Origin of the sequence: Chitinophaga skermanii (assembly GCF_003259335.1) — a bacterium.
GTDB lineage: Bacteria > Bacteroidota > Bacteroidia > Chitinophagales > Chitinophagaceae > Chitinophaga > Chitinophaga skermanii.
Genome location: NZ_QLLL01000002.1, coordinates 441,153 through 459,121 on the forward strand (window position 1 = coordinate 441,153; position 17,969 = coordinate 459,121).

Genomic DNA, 17,969 nt, shown 5'->3' on the forward strand with positions numbered 1-17,969 from the left:
ATGAGTACGAAACCGCAGATATTGCTAGTGGAAGATGAAACCGATTTGGGGAATGTTGTGAAACAATACCTCGATATTATGGGATTTGATGTAACATGGCGACAAGATGGCCCCAGCGCCCTCGCCCTGCTGCAAGAGAACCCGCATTCCTTCAAACTCTTACTTGTAGACGTATCGATGCCTACAATGGATGGCTTTGAATTTGCCAATCATGCTGCGAATATCAACCCGCACCTCCCCTTTATATTCCTAACTGCCCGCAACGAGAAACAAGACCGTTTACATGGTTTGAAGCTGGGTGCAGATGATTATATCGTGAAACCCTTTGATGTAGATGAATTGGTATTGCGCATCAAAAACATCATTAAACGCAATGCAGGCGTAGAAGTGGTAGGTAGAAACATGCTTAACAAAGGTGATGTGAAGTTTTATAAAGATACCCTGCAATTGGTAATAGAAGGACAAAAGGAAATTATGCTTACCCCTAGGGAAGCCGAGTTATTGGAGTTTTTATTCCGCCATGCGAACCGTGTATTGAAGCGAGAAGAGATTTTAACACAATTATGGGGTGAAAATGATTATTTCTTCGGCAGAAGTTTAGATGTATTTATTTCCCGCTTGCGCAAGTATTTAGGAAAATCCAAACACATTAATATTTCGAATGTTTATGGCGTAGGTTTCGTGTTTAATGTGAACGAATAAGCGCTTGAAGCGGCACTACTTAACACTGTTTAACACTCTTACAAACCCATACTGGCAAAGGTTTCAGCCCTTTAACATTTTATTGCACCGGTTACACGACTTGTTGGCATATCGCGGCGCGGTCTTTGCATTTTACTAGTTAACGGGGGCGAAAGCTCCACGGGGAAATAAACACTAACGGGTTATTACTGTTAGTATTGTTCATAAGCAAATTGAGTACCCATGAAACGATTTTTTATCACATTAGCGCTCTTATTCTCCTTGCAATACGTTGCAAGCGCTCAATATGGCGGTGCCAGCATTACCTTCCAAAACTTCTACGACGAGTTAAGTCCTTACGGCGACTGGGTGAATTCACCCGAATACGGTTACGTATGGGCCCCAAACGTAGGAAGAGGATTCCAACCATATAGTACAAACGGTTATTGGGCCAATACCAACTACGGTTGGACATGGGTATCGAGCTACCGTTGGGGTTGGGCCCCGTTCCACTATGGACGTTGGGTATACGACGAATGGCGTGGTTGGTTATGGATTCCAGGGTATGAATGGGGGCCAGGTTGGGTAACATGGGGTAACTATGGTAACGACTATGGTTGGGCTCCATTAGGACCTAACATCAATATTTCCATCAATTTCGGATGGCGTCCTCCTTCTTTCTGGTGGACATTCGTTCCGGGCCGATATTTTGGCACAGGCGGTTGGTATAACTACCGTGTAAACCGTCCTACTTATATCAATAACGTAACAATCATCAACAACATATACAATGGTAATCCTAATTCGCGTCCTGGTCCATCGAATGGCAACCAAGCGCCATCAAGAGCACCACGTGGCTCCAATTGGTTTACCGGCCCGAATGTAAGCGATATTGAAAGACAAACAGGTTCCCGCGTAAGAACATTACCGGTGAACGATGTGAACAATCCAAGACAAGACCGTGTGAATAACAATGGTATAAACATGTACAGGCCATCTGTATCACAATCGACCGGTAATGCACCGGCACGACCTAGTAGAGTACAAAACATTGATAGGATTCGCCCGGCTACCACATTGCCGAATACTGATCCATCACCAACGATTGACAGAACACGTCCTACGGTGCCATCTGTACCGAATAACGGTAACAATAGCAGGCCTACGCCTGTAACACCGGGCGCTACAGCGCCGGCAAGACCATCTAGGCCAAGTGAAACAGTGAACCCGTCTACACCAAGCCGTCCATCGCAACCGTCTACGAATCCTGGGGCAAGGCCATCACAGCCTTCTAGCCCGGCACCTAGTGCACCAAGTAGACCAACGCGACCATCGGTACAACCGAGTAGGCCTGCTGCACCAGCACCATCGGCAAGGCCGGCGGCTCCGAGCAGACCTAGTCAGCCTGCCAACAACGGTAGTGCACCAGGTAGAGCAAGAAGAGATTAACAACAGCTGAGATAAAAACAAGATAAACCCGTGGTAATTGTGCCACGGGTTTATTGTTTTATGTAATTTCAGGCCGCGAAATAAAACACATTGTCATGACAAACCCTTTCGACATGGATGAACAACAAGCTAAAGACCTGGCGGCGCAATTAGGCAAGCCACAGGGAGAAGATGGATTAAAGGTAGCCGATCATATGCACGTGAATAACGGCGAGATGAGTAAACACGCGATAGATGTATTGAATATCAGTGAACAAGATGTTATCCTTGAAATTGGCCCTGGCAATGGTGGTCATGCCCCATATGCCATAGCGAAAGCGGCGGGTACTACCTATTACGGGATTGATATTTCAGCAACAATGGTAGCAGCGGCAAAAGAGAAGAATACGGAATTGATAGCGGCGAACCGTGCGCACTTCCAGTTGGGTGATGGTATTACCCTTCCCTACCAAGCATCATTTTTTAACAAAGTATTTACCGTAAACACACTATATTTCTGGCAAGATTATGCGCAACAATTAGCAGAGATTAACAGGGTGATGCAGCCCGGCGGGATATTATGTATTGCCATCCGCAGTAAATCTTTCATGGAGAAATTGCCATTTACAAAGTTCGGATTCCGAATGTTTGAGGCCAATGATGTAATTACATTGTTGTTGGAAAATGGTTTTACACCTATGCACGTAGTAAAAGCTACAGAAGAAGGCACCACCAATAGCGGTGAGAAATTTGAAAAAGACCGGTTGCTTATATTAGCCACCCCTGTAAAAGGAAAATAATAATTGGGAAATAGATGGAAAGAAGACATTTTTTACAGCAGGCCTTATTCACGGGCGCTGCATTGTCGGTATCGAAAATTGGATTATCGGCTATAATGCCGGGTAGCGACTTCCCCGTAGTACGCATTCCCGAGGCACAACGTAAATTTAAAAGTAAAGCAGTAGAACAAACAATTGCCCAAGTAAAGAAAAACATCGGCAACAAAGAAATCGCATGGTTATTTGAAAATTGTTTCCCTAACACGCTTGATACCACCGTTGATTTTGAAATCATCGATGGCAAACCCGATACTTACGTTATTACAGGCGACATCGACGCGATGTGGCTCCGCGATTCATCCGCGCAAGTGTGGCCATATTTGCCGCTCACAAAAGACGATAAAGACTTACAACAAATGATTCGCGGCGTCATTCACCGCCAAGCGAAATTCATCATACTCGATCCTTATGCGAATGCATTTTATAAAGACTTGAACAAAGTGAGCGAGTGGAAGCATACCGATATCACCACCATGAAACCCGGTATCCACGAGCGCAAATGGGAGATCGACAGCTTGTGTTACCCGATCCGTTTAGCCCATGGCTATTGGAAAGAAACAGGTGATACATCTGCCTTCGATGCCGAGTTTGTAGAAGCGATGCACCTCATCATCAAAACGTTTACAGAACAACAACGCTTCGATGGTAAAGGCCCGTATTCGTTCCAAAGAACCACCGCATGGGCTACCGACGGTGTACCAATGGCAGGTTACGGTTACCCAGCACGCCCGAACGGTTTGATATGTTCTATGTTCCGCCCGAGTGATGATGCTACTGTATTCCCTTACTTGATTCCATCTAACTTCTTTGCTTTAACCAGTTTGAAGCAATTACAAGAAATGGGTAAATCTATTGCGGCGATGAAATCGTTAGTAGCACCGGCTGCGGCTTTAGCTACTTCCGTAGAAAGAGCGTTGAATACGTATGCCACTTTCAAACACGATACGTACGGCACTATGTACGCTTTTGAAACGAATGGTTTTGGTAGTGTAAACTTGATGGATGATGCGAATATACCATCGTTGTTATCGTTGCCTTATTTGGGTGCCATGAAGCAGAGTGATCCTATTTACCAGAATACGCGTCGTTACGTGTTATCGCCAGACAATCCATTCTTCTTCAAAGGTAAATTTGGCGAAGGTATTGGCGGTCCGCACATTGGGTTGGATATGATTTGGCCGATGAGTATTGTTATGCGTGGCTTAACAAGCAGCAACGATAGCGAGATCAAATGGTGTATTGAAACGTTGCAAAAAACGCATGGCGGTACGGGTTTCATGCATGAATCTTACCACAAAGATGATCCAACGAACTTCACCCGTAAATGGTTCGCATGGTCGAATACGATTTTTGGTGAATTCATTTTGAAAACATACCACAAGAAGCCGGCTTTACTGTCGTAAGTAAACTGGTATACAATATTTTTGGAAAGGTCGTCTCTCTTGTAGAGATGACCTTTTTGTGTTTTACAAGGTAATTACCAGGTGACAGTCGACTGAAAGCTTACTTGCACCCGGTAAAACCAAGCATTTGATAAGGTTTTTGTCGACAAAAGGTTGGGAAATAGTCGGAACGACCCGCGTCAATACTGGGGTTGTGTCGGTAAAAGTCGGAAAAGAGTCGGAGAAAACTTTGCAAATGCCCGAAAACACTGGGGTTCTTACTTTGTACTTACTGCGGTGAATGTCTTATAAATTTGGCAACCAGGGGAATAGAGCATTTGGGTTGGTGTGCATAGATTGAGAAACAGCCCACTTAAAAGTGCGATTACGACAAATCTAATCGACTACTAAGTGATTTCCAAGTGTTTCAAAGGGAGGTATAAGTCTTGCCGGCTATTTTCTAAGGCAGTTTAAAGGCATTTCAAAGGCTTTTCAAAGGCAAGTCAAAGGCAGGTTAAAGTCTTTCAAAGGGTCCCCTTAGTGTTTTCAAGGGTTTCAGCCGATTTTCAAAGGGTTTTCAAAGGGTCGTCAAAGGCTTTTGTATTGAAGTAATTGGGGATCAATTAGTTAAAAAACGAAAGGATTTTAAGGCTTTTTTAGCATCAAAAAAATCGTTTCGAACAATGAATAACAACAGGTCAAATTACCGCTTTATTTCGCCTTAAAACATGCAAAAAAGGCCATCTCTTATAAAAGAGACAGCCTACTGTTTTGTGTAAGGTATTGACATTAAAAAAAGCCGGTGTTATATGTTTACCATTCGCGCCATTCCCAGGTGATATCGAGGGAGCGTTCGAGTTGCAGGCCGGTGAGGCGTACCGCATCGTTTACGAATAGAATTAGTTCTTCGCGTTCACGGTTATCGATTAAGCAATCGTATTTACGACTGAGTTTATTCAAATTATTGATCGTTTTTTTCACCGCATTGTATACGCCGAGTGCTTTTTGTTCTTTACATGCTTGGTGTAAAGCATCGATAAATTTCTCGAGAATAGTGGCCGTTTCACGGATATTTTTCTGCGTGAAGGTTGGATCGCCTTCATTCATACGGAGTACCCAGGAAAGCGTTGGATTAACCACTTTCATGGATTCAAGTTCTTTATAATGATGTGTATGAAGGTGTAAGTTTTGTGGGCGAATCATTTTTTGCATGTCAACGCCTTTGCTGTTGTTTTTATTAACCAGCACAACGCGGAACCACAATAATGATTCATTTTCATCGAGGGCGGTTAATACTTCGTATTCACCGAGTAAAAACCACCAGCCGTATTTAAAGCTGCCTGTGTTTTGTTTAAGGTATTGTTTGCGTTTAAGTTTAACACAAATAGTAGCCCCCTGTTCGCCGTATAATAATTTAAACGGTAAGGATACATTCGCATCCTTTTGCAAGCGGGTGAAATTACGATCGAAGGTGACGGCGGTTAACACTAGTTCATCTTGTTTGGCACTAAAGGTAGATTTAGGTGAACCATGATGCACCATAAACTTTTCCTTCGCTTGAAATTCCAAGTGAACGCCTAATGTTTTATTACTTACATCTACCGCGATGGTGCCATTGTCTTCCGGTCGCTCGTTGATCGCTAATGCCCTTAAAACGCCGTCGAAGGCTGGGTCGTAAACAGAATGCCCCAATAAACTAGGGAGTTGTTCTAAGTTCATAGGTGTATCGGTGTAATGGATTAATCTTCGGATGCCTATTCGGTGGCATCATTACATACATAGGTGATTCGTACCCAAAAGATAGGGATAATATGTAAATTAAACAAATATATTATATAAAAAAGTACTACAAAGCAAGCTTTTGCATGGCTTTTACATCGTTCATCCATTGATTTATAAGGGTTAATAACAACCCATTATTGACCTTCTCAAATTTGTGAACGGTGCCTGGCAAGGCGGCAAATGATCCATTTTGGAGTGCCCGGAAGGCCGCGATCGATTCTTCGAGGTTCACCATTTGGTCGTGATCGCCCACCATGATGCGTATGGGTATTTTTACTTGGGGAAGGGTGGATGGGGTAAGTAAAGGGTGATGACCAAGGGCTAGCATTAACAAAGCCGTATTGCTGAGCAAGTTGCGCCATTGTTCGCCATGGAGTACCCGCAAGTGATCGACAAAAGCCGGTGCTTTGGCCATGAGGAATTCTGCATCGAGGCTTTTCACCTCTTTTGCGGCGGATTGGGGATTCCAATCGAACTTAGTACCAAGGGTTTGAATGCTGGCGATTTTACTATCGTTTTGTAAGGCCGCGTTGAGGGCTACATAACCGCCCATGCTGTAACCGAATATGTGAATGGGATCGAGGAACTTTTCGTCGATGTAAGACAATAATTGATTTGTCAATGTTTCTATAGACATACTTTCTTCTCCAAGGGGTTCATCACCATGACCAATAAAATTCAGTCGATGCACATTATAATGATCATGTAACGAGGTTACAATATCATCGAATTGTTTACTGGCACCGAGTGCACCGTGGAGTAAAAGGAGCGGCATTTTCATGACAAACAATTTATATTGAACAATATTACTGAATTTCTGTTTTCCACCAACAAGCTCCTACCCTATTCATTTTCAATATTTATTTTCAAAAAATAAATCCGTCTTATTCGCATTCTCGTAATTGAATATATACCCTCCTACCGACAGCTGCATTGTAAAATAGATGCGGCAATTATTAAATAATAGTTGTTAAAACTAAAATCATTCTTATGACTAAAATTCTGCAAAAGCCGGAAGAGAAAGTCGCGCCCGTAAACGACGGTTCTTTCAGTAGGCGTAAATTCCTTCGATATGCTGCCATATTCGGAGGAATCACTACAGCAGCAACGGTTGCGTGTAACAATGATACGATCTACCCCGACAACAATATGGTAAGTTTAGGAGGTGGAGACATCGGCATATTAAACTATGCATATGCATTGGAACAATTAGAAGCAGCATTTTACTTGCGCGTAGTAGAAACGCCGTACGCGGGTATTACGGACAACGAGCGAACCTTATTAACGAGTATACGAGATCACGAGGTGGCGCATCGTGAATTTTTTAAGCGCGCCTTAACTAGTAGTGCTATACCTGCATTGGAAGTGAATTTCAGTGCGATTGATTTTTCTAAACGTGATAGTGTATTGGCCACCGCCAAGGCATTTGAAGACCTTGGTGTGTCGGCCTATAATGGAGCCGGCAGGTTAATTACATCGCCCGATTACTTGGTATTGGCGGGTAAGATTGTTTCTGTAGAAGCAAGGCATGCAGCGCTTATTAGGGATTTGATTAGCAATGGTACTTTCGCGAATGAGGAAGTGGTGACAGCTGATTTTGGATTAGAGAAAAGTAAAACCCCGAAAGAAGTGTTGGCCGTGGCAAGCGCCTTCATCAAAACACAAATCGACGCTAGTAAACTACCAAGTTAATCTTCACCGAAAAAGTAAAGTCATGAATTTACAAAACATACTCAACGAATTCGAGAAAGCAGATCCTGAATTCTACGAAAGAACGGATACCCGCAGGCAGAGCTTAAAGAATTTTGCCGGTATTGGCGCGAAGCTTGCATTAACAGCTATTCCTTTGGCCTTTGGGTCGTTCTTGAAAAAAGCATACGCAGGCAGTGTTGCATCGCAATCTGAAATTGCAGCTATATTGAATTATGCATTAACGCTAGAATATTTAGAAGCAGAGTTTTATCAAATTGGTCGTGATACAAGTGGCTTAGTTCCAGCAGGCCCTCCATCAGGCGCCATTAGTACCATTGCTACACATGAAGCTAACCACGTAAAATTCCTAAAGGCAGCCATTCCTTCTGTAGGTGGTACGCCTGTAGCGAAGCCTACGTTTGATTTTACAGCAGGCGGTTTATTTGGCAATGTATTTTCAAACTATAACACCTTCCTAGCGGTAGCGCAAACATTTGAAGATACAGGCGTAAGAGCGTATAAAGGTCGTGCTGCTGAATTAGTAGGCACCGGCGATATACTCCAAGCTGCTTTGAATATCCATTCAGTAGAAGCGCGCCATGCTTCACACATTCGCTCCATGCGCAAAGCATTAGGGGCAAGTGTACAACCATGGATTACGGGCAAAGAAACGGGTATTGGCGACGTGGTGCAAGGCAGCTATAATGGAGAAGAAAATGTAATACAAGCAAACATTGATATTTCGCAATTACCTGTAACAAATCGCACGATTGGTTTTAATTCTGCAACCGAAGCATTCGATGAAGAATTAAAACCAGAAGATGTATTGAAAATTGTGAAACCATTTATTGTTCCATAATATTTTCCTACGGACTAGTTTATTATACTTAGAGAGGGTAGCCTGACCAGCCTTATGCTGGCGGGCTACTTTTATTTTACCAGTGTTTCATGTGTTTAATAAAGGCCGTAAGTTCTGCTGCTATTTGTGTATGTTCTACCAAAGAAGGATGATCGTCGCACCCGGCGTGATAGCGTTTTTTAAACGTATACGTATAGATGTTACTATCTTCCTCGTGTAAACGTTGAACAAGTGCTTGCATATTTTTTGATAAGAAGTTTGCAAGCGATGGATCGGCCATTGGACTGTTCAATAATACGAAAGTGGACTTTGGATATTTTGAACGCATCGTACGCAAGAAATCGGCATAACGATTACTGAAAATGGTACTATCTTGTATACCATCGTTCTGGCCAAGTGCAATCGTTACTACATCGGGCTGGTATAAGTTAACATCCCAATCCAGCTTATTTTCGCGCATATTGATTTTATCGAATACCTCCGGCATTGTAATACCGATATTACAACAACTATGCATTAAACCAATGCCAGAAACGGCCGACAATTGCCATTGTGCATGTAAGGCGCGTGCAGTTAACGGGCCATAACTCATATAAGCATTATGTTGATCATGCCAGGCACCTTTTCCGCAAGGGATCACGCTTTGATCGCTGCCAGTACCACATGTAATACTATTACCGTAGTACTCAATTTTACGGGATGGCTTGGGTGGTGAAGGCAAGAGTTTTTCTGCTAAGATGCCTTTGAATATGATGTAACCGATATTTCCTTCCGTGCTTTTACATACCGTAATATGGTGTTTGCCTTTGGGTAAATTATGTACGAATAAAGTATCTACCACTTGCTTCATTTGCACACGAATAGGTGCTTGCTGATCTATAGCGATACTGATGTAATTGTAGTTTGCATTATATTGATGTTGATCTTCGAGAATAATGCCTACGCTTGTACCTTCAATGGTGCATTGCATATATACACCGGGCGACCATGCTTTGGGGGCTGTTGGATCTGTAACATCTAGCCTGCCTGTGTATTGTAAATACGCATTATTGGCGGGGAAAAATTGCAGGTTGGTTTTTCCCAGCAGTAACAATAAACTTAAAATGGCTATTCTTATCATTCTCAAATTTTGATACACTTATCCTATGTTCCTTTATTTGCCAAAGCCCCTCTTTATAGAAGGGGCGATCACAAACCCTGTTAGTCATACTTTATAAGATAACGTGCGACATGTTTTTACAATAAATTATAGATCGTACTAAAATAGCTACTTACACTAAATGAAGTAGCGGTGGCGTTGGTAGCCCAAGAAGGTGTAACCATATTCATATTACCACCATCGCCATTCCAGCACCAACCGAGTACTGTCCATCCTTTGGATTTGGCATAGTTGACCATGCCCGACCAGTTAGCACTACCCGCAGGTTGGTTACCAAATTCGCCCACCATGCAAGGGCGACCAGCCGACGCCAGGTCGTCTAAGTCGATGTTTTGCAGGGTGTGGTTTTTGCCTTGGTTCCAGCCATTCGGGTAAATATGTACAGATAGAATAATGTTGGTATCATTTAACTTCACGCCGCCTTGCCCCTTTACAGCGGCAGCAGCAGTAGCCGTTTCTTGGCCCCAACCGGGAATATCGATAATGATAGTACCGCTATACACTTGACGTACTGTACTAATTGCCGTATTATAAGCAGCGGCATAACTATTAGCAGTGATATTATGACTTCCCCACTCGTTCATTAAATTCACAATAAAACTTCCTGCACTGGCAAGATTCGCGTAATTGCTTACCCACCAGCTAGCGGCGGCATTCAATTCGGTGGTGTTATCGCTGCCTAACACGGTGGATTTGTGGTAGGTGCAAATAACAGTGTACCCATTGCTCTTCGCTGCACTGATCCAGCTTTTAACTGTATTGATATTGGCAGAAGGTTCAATTTCTATCCGCACGGTTTTAATTTTTGTTTGTGCCTTCATGAGGCTCCAAGCGAAATTTACATTGCCCCCGTTGTAGTACGATGGCTGTAAGTTTACCCCGTGGCCAATACCATTTGTAAGCTCGGTACTGGGTTGTTGCGGGGGCGTTACATTCGTATTACCGGTTGTTGCTTGCTTTGAGCAAGCGAATAGAGTGAGCAGTAATGCGCATGCAAAAAATGTGGCAAACAATGGTTGCTGCTTCAAATTATGAGTGTTCATACATGTTGTTTTTACGTGAATCAAATAAAACCCGCACGTACCTGTTGGATACATCACCATGTAGCATGATTATTTATAGAGTTTCAGCGCCTTTGCATCTCGTTCGAGCAAAACTTTCGGTGATTGGACAAAACGTTTAAAATCGGGAGCGGAGGCATGTTTGGGATAAGGCATGTAATAATGCATCTTATTTCCCGGCATGACCCCGGCATTGCGCCAAAGTAGCACATACGATACGGGATAGTTACCAATTGCGGGTAACAACGTTTTCGTCCACCATTGGGCATAAGGAATTTGCTCGTAACCGGTTTCTGCAATGGCAATTATTTTATGGCGCGTTTGCGCTAGTTGGTAAATATCTTTAACATTCTGCAATACTTCCGTTTGAAACTTACTGGATGTTGTAGGATCGTCGTACTGGTAGGCATCGAAGCTGAGTACATCTACCACATCGTCGCCGGGGTAGCGTTCGAGGAAGGCGGTGGTATCTTTTGTTTGAGAGGTGTTGTATACGTAGATTAAATTGTGGAGTTGTTTTTCATCTTTGAAATAGTGAACAGTGAAGCGGAATAAATCTTTGAATTCTTGGGGTGTGCAAGTGCTGCTACCCCACCAGAACCAGTTGCCGGTAAGCTCGTGGTATGGGCGGAAAAGTACAGGTATAGGTGCGCCATTTTTGCCTTTTAAATCGTGAAGAAAGGCGGCGATTTTATCGAGCCAGGTGAGGAACTTCGCATGTTGCGGGCCACCGGGAAGAATGGATTGTACACTGTTAGGTGTTACATCCCAAGCGCTTTTATCGTTCAATGGATTATTACCATGCCATGAAATAGTGATCACCCCACCTCTTTCATAGCCTTCGCGGATGTATTGTTTCATTTTATCGAAGGGAACACTATCGAGATTGACGGGGGAATCGTTTTCTATGTAGCCGAGATCCCAGCCATATAAAGCGGGATAGTCGCCCACTACGCTGTAGACATCGCTTTTTCGTGGTTTGTATTTCCACCCAACGCCGTACGCCAATGCATCTTGGTGACCGAGTAGGAAACCTGTTTGTGCCGACTTGTGTAAATTGTTGTATAAAGCCTTCGTTTGCGGGGTAGCTCTATCATCTATTTGCGCGCGGGTTTGGGTACTTATCAATCCAAATAAAAACAACCAAGTTAAACGCTTCTTTAACATATCCTTCATAATAAAACATTTATAAAAAGCAACTGCTACCTCAACCACAGGGTAGCAGTTGCTTATCTTTCGCACGATCATCATTCCTAGTTATGAAAACAGTTTATATCAAACCGATATCATCAACGTACATGCCGGTAGTGGCATTACCTTCGGCTTCTTGTAATACAATTTCTAATAGCTTGGCAGGATTACCCATCGAGCTTAACGGGATGGTAAAATCTTGCCATTCCCCTTCCTTCAATATCATTTCAAAACCAATATCGTAATTACCATTTAATACAAGCTTCACTTTTCTTCCGTTCGAACCTACCATACCATACAACGAAATCTTAATAGCGCTGTATCCCGATAAGGTAATATCAGCACCGCTATACCCTGTTTGAAAACCACTCCACGCACCCGTGTATTGCACCTTAATTGCGCGTGTACCACGTTTTACAATTTGCGTACTGGCCCAATCGGTTGTATTTCCCCAACCACCTTTCCACCAGCTTGGTGCTAAATCATCATCAAACACCACGTATTTGAAACCAAAGGCGGCTTTCGAAGTAGTTACGCCACCGGGTGTGAAAACGTGAATAAAAGCTTGTACAATACCTGCGGGTACTTTTACTTTAATTTCTGTTGACGTGAAGCTTACTATTTCTGCTTTTGTAGAATCGAACATCACGCGTTCCAGCCCGTCGAACACTTTACCAGTAATCGTAATTACATCGCCTGTACCGGCGGCTTTTGGATCAAAGTTGGTAATCTCTGGGCCGGGTTGTTGTATTTTGAAATCAATCTTCGCTTCGCCGCCCAAAGTAATTACCGTGATTTTATTTTCTTGGTCTTTCCAAGGTGCATCGGCCGGTATGCTTACGATAATACTGGTGTTTGTAATTAACGTAGGATTAAGGTATGCTTCAGTACCATTGAACAACACTTTTATGGTGGTGCCTAAGTGTTGGCCCATGATTGCATACATATTGCTCGTATAACCAATGGAAGTGGTGCTATCTTTTTTAATCAAGCGCACTCTTTCCAAAGTTGGCGGCACGGGCGTTTCGTCCTTTTCGCAAGAAGTGAACAAAAAGCCGGCGCACATCACGAACATGAGAAAGTATAATATAATATGTTTTTTCATGACGATCTTTTTAATGCATTAGAATTTATAGGGCACTGGTGGCTCTAAGAATTTTGGGTTCTTCGTTGTTTCACTCGTTGGAATGGGGAACAAGAATTTATCTTCCGTGATCGTGATCTTCGTAGAGTAGATAACCGGTGGGCTATCGTTACTATACGTACCACGTTCTTGGTTATTGATAATACCAATGGCTTTTGCGCGATCAATTCTACCAAGGTCGAACCAATAATCACCTTCAATTGCCAATTCAATTCTTCTCTCATGCAAAATATCATCGAGTGTAATGGAAGGCTTATCACCTAAACCTGCCCGTCGCCTCACTTTATTAAAGCTCGCTAATGCACCTGCATCTGAAGTACTGGTTGCGCCTGCTAAGATGGCTTCGGCATGTATAAGATATACTTCTGCCATACGCATTAAATACGTATTGTTGGCCGTTTTTTGGTAAGCACCAATACCACCATTATCGGCCGGGGTGCCTACTACGTATTTTTTAATCGCTGCGTGTGTACCTTGTGCATTAGCATCGTCGGGTACCGTGTAACCGCCTGCTGCTTGGTTGATTTCTGGGTATACATCGCCGCGAAGCATGATGGTTGATTTTCTACGAATATCACCTGGCTCGAATGCTTTTTGCAGGTCGATTGTAGGCCCGATTACTGCCCAGCCATCGCCTGTACCAGTAATTGTAGAATTGAGTGCGAAAGATGCTTGCGTACCATTTTGTGGGCCATATTTTACAAGATCAACTGTCCACTGTAACGCGATGATACTTTCTTCGTTGTTGTTATTTTTTGTACGGAAAAGACCATCGTAGTTAGTACCAGGTACTTCATCGGTACCATATAGTTTGAACTCTTTACTATTGATAACGAGTTCCGCTTTTTCCCTGGCTTTCGCATAGTCTTTCAAATAGAGATATACTTTCGCTAATACAGCAGATGCAGAACCACTGGAAACGTGGCCATTGGCTGTATAAGTAGCGCCGCGCATTTTCTTTACGCAGTTGGCTTCAGCGAATTCCAAGTCGCGGATAATGAATTTATATACATCTTCTACGCGGTGGCGTGGTAAGAAGGGGTCGTTAATATGATCCAAGTTATTCTCGATCAACGGAACGGCACCATATAATCGCACGAGGTAGAAGTATGCCATGGCACGCATGAAATGTGCTTCACCGAGGGCATTATTGACCGTTGCTTTTGACACGGCAGGGTTTACATATTTCGGTAGGTTGAGCAATAGCATGTTCGATTGCGCAATGACAGAATAGAGGGATTCCCATGCAGAGTAGAGCAATTGGTTATCGCCTGTTACGGTAAGGTCGCCGAAGTTTACCACGTCGCCCGACCAGCTACGGCCATTGCCACCAGATAATTCGGTGATGGCCCAGAAGGCTTTTGTATTGAAACCGAACCAAGGTAGGCCGTAGAGTATGTTTGTACTCGCTGCTACTTGTTCTTCGGTTTGATAGAAGTTCTCCGTTACAATTTGATCTTCCGGCGGTTTGTTCAGAAAGTCTTTCGAGCAACCTGTACTGAGTGCCATCAGCGCGGAAAAGAAAAATATATGTCGTTTACAGATTTTCATCTTCAAAGTTTTAATGGTTCATCAAATTAGAACTCGGCATTCAGGCCAAAAGTGAACGTACGTGGCGATGGATAGCGACCGTTATCGATGCCTAATTGCAATGCATCGCCGTTATAAGCACCCACCTCCGGATCGTAGCCTGTGTACTTCGTGAACGTGTACAAGTTTTGCACGCTACCGTATACTTTCAACCGCGAGATGCGCACTTTGCGTAATAAATCGCTGCTGAAGTTGTAGCCTAAGTTCACCGTTTGAATTCTTAGGTAAGAACCATCTTCTAAGAAGCGATCGCTGAGGAAGAGATTCGGGTTATCGTCGCCGCGGCGTGGGCGTGGAATATTAGTATTTGGATTTTCCGGTGTGTAGAAGTTAGCTACATCAGCGAATTGGTTGGTATATAATCTTTGTAAACCACCGGCAGAAACACGTGTAAGGTTTAAGATTTTATTCCCGTACGAACCTTGTACAAACACACTTAAATCGAAGTTTTTGTACGAGAAGCTATTCATGAAACCATACGTAAATTTCGGGTGTGGAGAACCAATGAAGGTTCTATCTTTCTCATCAATTTTACCATCGCCGTTTACGTCTTCATATTGTACATCGCCTAACCAGTTTTGGCCGGGCCCTTGTCCGAAGTCAACACCAAATTGCTTTGGTAACGTAGCGAACTTAGACTGGTCGTTGAAGATGCCGACTGTTTTGAAACCGTAGAACATACCCATAGGCATACCTTGTACGGTGCGGGTAAGTGGGAATGTAAGGAACCCGCTGTTCAGTGTTTTTGTAATATCGGTGGTAGTAGCAGAGAGTTCTTTTACGTTGTTTTTGTATTGCGAGAACGTAAGCGTAGTATTCCAAGTGAAATTGCCTTTCGCAATCGCGCGGTAGTTCAAGGTAATGTCGTAACCTTTGTTATTCATTTTACCGAGGTTCACGTAGGGGTTCGACAAACCACCGTTGTAGTCGGGGCCGCCTGTGATAACAACCGGTAAGGAGAGTTGGTATAAGAAATCTTTCGACGTTTTATTGTAGAACTCTACAGTGGCATTTAATTTATCCTTGAAGAGGGAGAAATCGATACCCAAGTTAGTTTGCATAGCAGACTCCCATTGTAAATTCGGGTTAGGAATTCTTACGGTAGACACCCCTGCACCAAGGCCTGTTGGGTTTACGGCTAAAGAAGAACCGTATAAGAAGCCCGGCACATCTTGGTTACCAACAATACCCCAACCAGCTTTCAACCTAATATTGTTCACGTATTGATTTACGTTCTTCATGAATGGTTCGTTGAACAACTTCCAAGAAGCGGCAAATGAAGGGAAATACCCCCATTGCTTTTTCGCTAATTGATCGTATTTAGAAGAACCATCGGCACGTATGGTAGCCGTTAAACCGTATTTATCTTTGAAAGCGTACAACAAACGACCGTAGTAAGATGCTTGTGCACCACTACCTCTATAACCACCATTGCTAGCACCGGCTACATCACCAGCATCAATAGCGTAGATGTTGTTGGTAAAGAAACCTTGGCGCATAGCAGAGATACCTTCCCAGCTAGATTCCATAGCTTCTTGTCCTAGCATGGCGGTGATATTGTGTTGCTGGTTGAAAGTGGCATTATACGTTAAGTAGTTGCGGATCGACCAGAACATGCTATTCGATCTACCTTCATATAAAGTAGCATTTTTGTTTTCGTAACGGCCCCATTTATAAGTGGGTTTGAATACTGTATTGGAACCAAAATTAAAATCGCCGCTGACTTCTGAGTGGAAGGTAAAAGCTTTTGAGAAATTGATATCGGCGTAAATGTTACCCATGATTTTATTTCTTGTAACACCATTCAAAATGCTCAAAGCTTTTGCGACCGGGTTTTCGGAACCTTCGCCATCATCTTTACCAGCTAATGGACCAGCCCAAGAGCCATCCATATTATACACCGCTAAATCGGGAGCTTGTTGAAGTGCTAAGCTAACGATACCTTCTTTCAAGTCGTTGACCGTGATATTTTCATTTGTACGGGAAGCGGTTACATTCGTACCTACTTTCAACCAGCTATTTACTTGCCCGTCGATATTTGCGCGTACAGAATAGCGTTTAAAATAAGAACCAATTACAATCCCCTGCTGATCTAAATAACCGGCAGACACATAATAGTTAACACCATCTTTACCACCAGAGAAAGCCAAGCTGTGGCTGGTCATAGGTGCATTCCGGAAGATTTCTTTCTGCCAGTTAGTACCATTGCCGAGTAGGCTTATATCTGAGAACTCTTGGCGGGGTTCTACGCCATATACTTTGGCCATTTCATTTTGCAGCGTGGCGTATTGACGTAAGTTCATTACATCTAAATACTTAGAAGGTTGCTGCACACCGTAATAGCCATCGTAGGTGAGTTTACCAATACCAGTTCTTCCTTTCTTCGTGGTAATAATAATAACGCCATTTGAACCACGGGAGCCGAAGATAGCTGTAGCAGAAGCATCTTTAAGGATATCGATAGAAAGAATATCATTTGGGTTGAGCGCTGCTAAAGGACTGAGAGCTGTTTGGCCACCCCCAGAAATAGTAGAAGGACCAGAAACAACAGATCGGCCGCCTGTACTTGTATTACGACCATCGCCGCTTACTTGCACACCATCTATAACATAGAGTGGTTCATTGTTCATGGTTAAGGAGGTAACACCGCGGATACGAACAGAGGTTAAGCTACCGGGTTGGCCGCTGTTTTGGGTAACGGTTACACCTGCAGCCTTACCTTGAATCATTTGATCGACACTTACTTGCGCGATGTTAGCGATATCACTGGATTTAATAGTAGAAACAGAACCGTTTACATCTTGGCGGCGTTGTTGGCCATAACCAATAACGACAAGGTCGCCAAGGTTCCTGGAAGCGGTTTGTAGCACCACGTTAAAGGTTGATTTTTGCCCGATGGTTTGTTCGAGCGTTTGCATACCAATGAAAGTAAATACGAGGATCTTTCCTTCATTGGGGACTTGGAGTGAAAACTTTCCATTCACATCCGTAACGGTGGCCACTTTCGTGTCTTTTACTTGAACCGTTGCACCCGGTAAGGCATTGCCTTTATCGTCGTGCACGGACCCCGTTATTGCCTTGCTTTGCGCGAAAGCGTGGAGATGAAGACATGTGCATAGGGAACACAAAATCACTCCGAGGAATAATTTCATTTTCATAAC

Annotated in this window: 14 protein-coding genes; 6 read left to right on the forward strand and 8 right to left on the reverse strand. The window is 43.4% G+C overall.

Annotated features, from left to right (window positions below; translation table 11 throughout):
• The 4 genes from LX64_RS05860 (at window position 1) to LX64_RS05875 (ending at window position 4,351) form a co-directional block, all read left to right on the forward strand.
• Window positions 1-702 carry a response regulator transcription factor gene (locus LX64_RS05860; RefSeq protein WP_111596682.1) on the forward strand — a complete coding sequence of 234 codons (702 nt, stop codon included), beginning with the start codon at window positions 1-3 and terminating at the stop codon, window positions 700-702.
• A 222-nt stretch (window positions 703-924) separates the two neighbouring features.
• Window positions 925-2,130, forward strand: a complete 1,206-nt coding sequence (locus LX64_RS05865; protein WP_111596683.1) for a DUF6600 domain-containing protein — start codon at window positions 925-927, stop codon at window positions 2,128-2,130.
• Window positions 2,131-2,225: 95 nt separating this feature from the next.
• Window positions 2,226-2,909, forward strand: a complete 684-nt coding sequence (locus tag LX64_RS05870; RefSeq protein ID WP_111596684.1) for a class I SAM-dependent methyltransferase — start codon at window positions 2,226-2,228, stop codon at window positions 2,907-2,909.
• A gap of 14 nt (window positions 2,910-2,923) precedes the next feature.
• Window positions 2,924-4,351 carry a glycoside hydrolase family 125 protein gene (locus LX64_RS05875; protein ID WP_111596685.1) on the forward strand — a complete coding sequence of 476 codons (1,428 nt, stop codon included), beginning with the start codon at window positions 2,924-2,926 and terminating at the stop codon, window positions 4,349-4,351.
• A 792-nt stretch (window positions 4,352-5,143) separates the two neighbouring features.
• On the opposite strand, the gene LX64_RS05880 is transcribed toward LX64_RS05875, so the two are convergent.
• Both LX64_RS05880 and LX64_RS05885 read right to left on the reverse strand, forming a co-directional pair.
• Window positions 5,144-6,049, reverse strand: coding sequence for a hypothetical protein (locus tag LX64_RS05880; RefSeq protein WP_111596686.1), 906 nt, complete (start codon window positions 6,047-6,049; stop codon window positions 5,144-5,146).
• 127 nt (window positions 6,050-6,176) lie between these two features.
• Window positions 6,177-6,893, reverse strand: a complete 717-nt coding sequence (locus LX64_RS05885; protein ID WP_111596687.1) for an alpha/beta fold hydrolase — start codon at window positions 6,891-6,893, stop codon at window positions 6,177-6,179.
• Window positions 6,894-7,102: 209 nt separating this feature from the next.
• Here LX64_RS05885 and LX64_RS05890 point away from each other — a divergent pair, with 209 nt between their 5' ends.
• Together LX64_RS05890 and LX64_RS05895 are read left to right on the forward strand one after the other, a co-directional pair.
• On the forward strand, window positions 7,103-7,804 hold the full coding sequence (locus LX64_RS05890) for a ferritin-like domain-containing protein (protein ID WP_111596688.1): 702 nt from the start codon (window positions 7,103-7,105) through the stop codon (window positions 7,802-7,804).
• Between the two features lie 22 nt (window positions 7,805-7,826).
• On the forward strand, window positions 7,827-8,663 hold the full coding sequence (locus LX64_RS05895) for a ferritin-like domain-containing protein (protein WP_111596689.1): 837 nt from the start codon (window positions 7,827-7,829) through the stop codon (window positions 8,661-8,663).
• Between the two features lie 76 nt (window positions 8,664-8,739).
• Here the strand turns inward: LX64_RS05895 and LX64_RS05900 are convergent, their stop codons facing one another.
• The 6 genes from LX64_RS05900 to LX64_RS05925 all read right to left on the reverse strand — a co-directional run bounded on the left by LX64_RS05900 (window position 8,740) and on the right by LX64_RS05925 (window position 17,966).
• Window positions 8,740-9,783, reverse strand: a complete 1,044-nt coding sequence (locus tag LX64_RS05900) for an SGNH/GDSL hydrolase family protein (protein ID WP_111596690.1) — start codon at window positions 9,781-9,783, stop codon at window positions 8,740-8,742.
• A gap of 116 nt (window positions 9,784-9,899) precedes the next feature.
• Complete coding sequence (locus LX64_RS05905) at window positions 9,900-10,865, reverse strand: glycoside hydrolase family 5 protein (protein WP_111596691.1); 966 nt, start codon at window positions 10,863-10,865, stop codon at window positions 9,900-9,902.
• Window positions 10,866-10,934: 69 nt separating this feature from the next.
• The gene (locus LX64_RS05910; RefSeq protein WP_211324741.1) at window positions 10,935-12,059 is read right to left on the reverse strand and encodes a glycoside hydrolase family 26 protein; all 1,125 of its coding nucleotides are present in this window, start codon (window positions 12,057-12,059) and stop codon (window positions 10,935-10,937) included.
• Between the two features lie 94 nt (window positions 12,060-12,153).
• Window positions 12,154-13,179, reverse strand: a complete 1,026-nt coding sequence (locus tag LX64_RS05915) for an IPT/TIG domain-containing protein (protein WP_111596692.1) — start codon at window positions 13,177-13,179, stop codon at window positions 12,154-12,156.
• An 18-nt stretch (window positions 13,180-13,197) separates the two neighbouring features.
• The gene (locus LX64_RS05920) at window positions 13,198-14,769 is read right to left on the reverse strand and encodes a RagB/SusD family nutrient uptake outer membrane protein (protein WP_111596693.1); all 1,572 of its coding nucleotides are present in this window, start codon (window positions 14,767-14,769) and stop codon (window positions 13,198-13,200) included.
• 26 nt (window positions 14,770-14,795) lie between these two features.
• A complete protein-coding gene (locus LX64_RS05925; protein ID WP_317048348.1) occupies window positions 14,796-17,966 on the reverse strand; it encodes a SusC/RagA family TonB-linked outer membrane protein in 3,171 nt (1,056 codons plus the stop codon).
• Between the last annotated feature and the right edge of the window lie 3 nt (window positions 17,967-17,969).